Origin of the sequence: Clostridium sp. HV4-5-A1G, assembly GCF_900184915.1 — a bacterium.
Taxonomy (GTDB): domain Bacteria; phylum Bacillota; class Clostridia; order Clostridiales; family Clostridiaceae; genus Clostridium_B; species Clostridium_B aromativorans.
Genome location: NZ_FXYI02000260.1, coordinates 1 through 3,546, shown reverse-complemented (window position 1 = coordinate 3,546; position 3,546 = coordinate 1). Strand labels below are relative to the sequence as shown.

Below are 3,546 nucleotides of genomic sequence, written 5' to 3'. Positions count from 1 at the left end.
ATATTGACTTATTATATATATGATGTTAATATAATTACGTAAATTTAATAAATTCTTTTGAAAAACATTCGTATAATCTTGATATAATATGGTTCAAGAGTTTCTACCAGAAGGCCAAAACTTCTGACTATGAGTGGATTCCGGGAAGAAAATATTTCAAGTATTTTCTAATTTGGATTATTCCATAATTCATATTAGAAATTTTTTATTTTGGAGGTATCAACATGGAAGTTGAAAGATCTAAACTGGATTCATTTTTTAAATTAACTGAGAATCACACTGATGCAAGAACAGAAATTTTAGCGGGCGTTACTACTTTTATTACCATGGCTTATATAATTTTTGTGAATCCCAGCGTACTTATGCAGGCTGGTATGAACAGTAAGAATCTTATGGGAGATGCTGCAGTTAAGGCAGGACTTTCTGCAATCAATGATCCCGTGGTTGCATCGATATTTGTAGCAACCTGTATAGCGGCAGCTATTGGAACTTTTGTGATGGCACTTTATGCAAACCTTCCTTTTGCACAGGCACCTGGTATGGGACTCAATGCATTCTTTACCTATAGTGTTTGTATAGGAATGGGATATAGATGGCAGCAGGCATTGGCGGCAGTTTTGGTATCGGGGATAATATTTATAATAATTACAGTTACATCTATAAGGGAAAAAATTGTCAATGCTCTTCCTTATAATTTGAAATTGGCCATATCAGGTGGTATAGGATTATTTATAGCTCTTATAGGTCTTAAAAATGCAGGTATTGTTATATCTGATCCTGCTACTTTAGTCGCTTTTGGCAAACTGACCACACCTCATGTACTTGTTGCAATCATAGGTATTTTAATTACAGCTATACTTATGGCAAGAAATGTAAAAGGATCCATACTCATAGGCATAATTTTAACTACTATAATCGGCATACCTTTTGGGGTAACCCACACTTCAGGTATACAGCTTATAAGTGCTCCACCTTCACTTTCGCCTACGCTTTTTGCCTTCGATTTTAAAGGACTTCTGGGAATAGGAAAAGCAGGTATGGTAGGTGCTGTTACAAGTTTGATTATGGTAATCATAACTTTTACCCTGGTAGATCTGTTTGATACCATAGGTACTCTTGTGGGAACAGCTGAAAAAGCTGGAATGGTAGATAAAGACGGGAAAGTTAAAAACATGCACAAGGCACTTTTGTCAGATGCACTGGCAACTACAATAGGATCTTTGCTTGGGACCAGTACGGTAAATACATATGTGGAATCCACTGCCGGTGTTACAGCAGGAGGAAGAACAGGGCTTACATCTTTTACTGTGGGAATATTATTCATACTGTCATTATTTTTCTCTGGTCTTGTAGGAATAGTTCCAACTGAGGCTACAGCTCCAGCACTTATAATCGTAGGTGCACTTATGATGGGAGTAGTTACCAAAATAGACTTCAGTGATTTTACAGAAGCTCTTCCAGCTTTTTTTGCCATAGCTTTTATGCCTTTTAGTTATAGTATAGCAAATGGTATTGCTGCAGCTATAATATTTTATCCGATAGTTAAATTAGTTACAGGAAAATATAAGGAAGTTCATCCAATAGTATATGTACTTGCAGCACTTTTTATATTTAGATTTGCTATGCTTTAATTGAACTATTCTGGGATTTAGGTGAAAAATTTATTCATGAGAAATATGTTTTTCACCTGAAATCCAGGGTGATACTTTGTTTATTGTAGACATTAATAAAATATTAAATATAGGAATAAGAGGTTGAAATTTCGTTTTCAATAAACTATGATATTGTAAATGATAGGCGATAGGTGGTTTTTTAAATGAGCCGTAAATTGAAATTTGCAGTGTGTTTTATCACTATAGCATTTGTGGCCGTTTTGTTGACGGAATTTCAAATAGTGTTTTTTGGGGAAGATACGAAGCCTGAAAGATCGGATTGTATAATTGTACTTGGGTGCAGAGTATACGGCACAACCCCCAGCCCATTTTTAATGGGGAGGTTGAATAGAGGGCTTGAGCTTTATAATAAAGGCTATGGAAGATATATTATTGTATCCGGAGGAAAGGGTGAAGGAGAAAGTATATCTGAAGCTGAAGCTATGAGACAGTATTTATTGTCCAAAGGCATGGATAATTCAAAGATAATAGTAGAGGATAAATCTTCATCTACTATGGCGAATTTAATAAACTCTAAAAAAATAATGAATGCAATGGGGTTTCACAGTGCTGTGATAGTATCTAATAAGTATCACTTGAAAAGAGCATCTTTGATGGCAAAGAGTCAGGATATAAAAGGAAGTTATTCGGGAGTGTTTATATCCTCCTATAAAACTCAGGAAATTAGTGGATATATTAGAGAGATACCAGCTGTTTGGAAGTATTACATTCTCAAATTGAATTAAAATTTGATTTTAACTGTAGAGTTATAAAAATATGCCTCATAATCTAGATTTATGAGGCATATTTTTAATCCACGAAACTATTCCAGTAATTTGAATAATCTAATACTATCGAATCTGATTTTGCATCTTCTATATTATAACAATAAGCTAATTCCTTTATGAAATCCTTTGCTGAAAGTCCAGATTTGGAAATCAACTCGTCAACCTGTTTTTGTAAGTCTTCAGGTATCCTGGAAAAGCAGGAAGTAGTATTCATTTTAATAATCCCCCCATATGATATTAATATACTATATGCTATATTCCATTAATGAGTGATATATAACTCATATTACATTTTAAATGTATCACTTTATATGCAAAATGTCAATAAAGAATAGCCTATATATAGAAGGTTACACTGAGGATTTAAAGAAATTTATTGTACACTCTGCCATTAATCTATGCCCTGATAATGATGGGTGTAAGCCATCTATAAATAGATGATTTGCACTTGTATCTTTTAATTTTTCAAGAAAACATTTATAGTAATCTATGTAATGAAATTTATTTTCACTACAGAATGTTATTATCCAATTTCTGTAATCTTTTTGGAGCTCATTTATTCTGTCATAGTTTAGAATGTCGTCCCATCTTTTTATTGCTATACCTTTGTTTATAGCCGGTTCTATTCCTATTATTGGAATTATATCAGAATTTACGGCATCTTTTACAATCAATGCTATATTGTCTGTTACCATATTTAAAGGTCTGTTGCTCATGAAATCATTGCTTCCACCCATGATCAGTACGTAATTGGGATGATTTTTTATTACATCTTCGTAAGAACGGGATAACATTCCTGAGGTTGTATCTCCGTTTGCGCCTTTATTCAATACCTCCATTTGGAGGGGTTCTTTTATAAGCGACACCCAATTGTCATTTGCGGGAACACCATATCCAAAAGTTAAACTGTCCCCTATACATACTAATTTCATTTTTTGATTACCTCCTTATTTTTCACAGCTTTTAGAATTAATTGCCGTGGTTTTGTTTACCTGTGAATAATGTTCGATATGATATGAACATTATTCACATAAATGATTATACAATTTCAAATTAAACGAATATTAAAAGATAAATTGAAATTAATATATTGAATTATATAATTT

At 33.1% G+C, this 3,546-nt stretch carries 4 protein-coding genes and 1 riboswitch; of the genes, 2 read left to right on the top strand and 2 right to left on the bottom strand.

Annotation, left to right across the window (positions count from 1 at the left end):
• Positions 1-48 precede the first annotated feature (48 nt).
• Positions 49-150: riboswitch (purine riboswitch) on the top strand.
• 74 nt (positions 151-224) lie between these two features.
• Together J5G60_RS17355 and J5G60_RS17350 are read left to right on the top strand one after the other, a co-directional pair.
• Entirely contained in the window at positions 225-1,631 is a 1,407-nt protein-coding gene (locus tag J5G60_RS17355; protein ID WP_150358368.1) for an NCS2 family permease, read from the top strand.
• A 185-nt stretch (positions 1,632-1,816) separates the two neighbouring features.
• On the top strand, positions 1,817-2,398 hold the full coding sequence (locus tag J5G60_RS17350; protein ID WP_150358369.1) for a YdcF family protein: 582 nt from the start codon (positions 1,817-1,819) through the stop codon (positions 2,396-2,398).
• A 64-nt stretch (positions 2,399-2,462) separates the two neighbouring features.
• Here the strand turns inward: J5G60_RS17350 and J5G60_RS17345 are convergent, their stop codons facing one another.
• Positions 2,463-2,654, bottom strand: a complete 192-nt coding sequence (locus J5G60_RS17345; protein WP_150358370.1) for a hydrolase — start codon at positions 2,652-2,654, stop codon at positions 2,463-2,465.
• A gap of 136 nt (positions 2,655-2,790) precedes the next feature.
• Positions 2,791-3,372 (bottom strand): GDSL-type esterase/lipase family protein, encoded by a 582-nt coding sequence (locus tag J5G60_RS17340; RefSeq protein ID WP_150358371.1) that lies wholly within the window; start codon positions 3,370-3,372, stop codon positions 2,791-2,793.
• Between the last annotated feature and the right edge of the window lie 174 nt (positions 3,373-3,546).

What these genes read in the sequence shown, in the direction of transcription:
- J5G60_RS17345 (WP_150358370.1), bottom strand. Translation starts at nt 2,654, where the DNA reads ATGAATACTACTTCCTGCTTTTCCAGGATACCTGAAGACTTACAAAAA.
- J5G60_RS17340 (WP_150358371.1), bottom strand. Translation starts at nt 3,372, where the DNA reads ATGAAATTAGTATGTATAGGGGACAGTTTAACTTTTGGATATGGTGTT.
- J5G60_RS17350 (WP_150358369.1), top strand. Translation starts at nt 1,817, where the DNA reads ATGAGCCGTAAATTGAAATTTGCAGTGTGTTTTATCACTATAGCATTT.
- J5G60_RS17355 (WP_150358368.1), top strand. Translation starts at nt 225, where the DNA reads ATGGAAGTTGAAAGATCTAAACTGGATTCATTTTTTAAATTAACTGAG.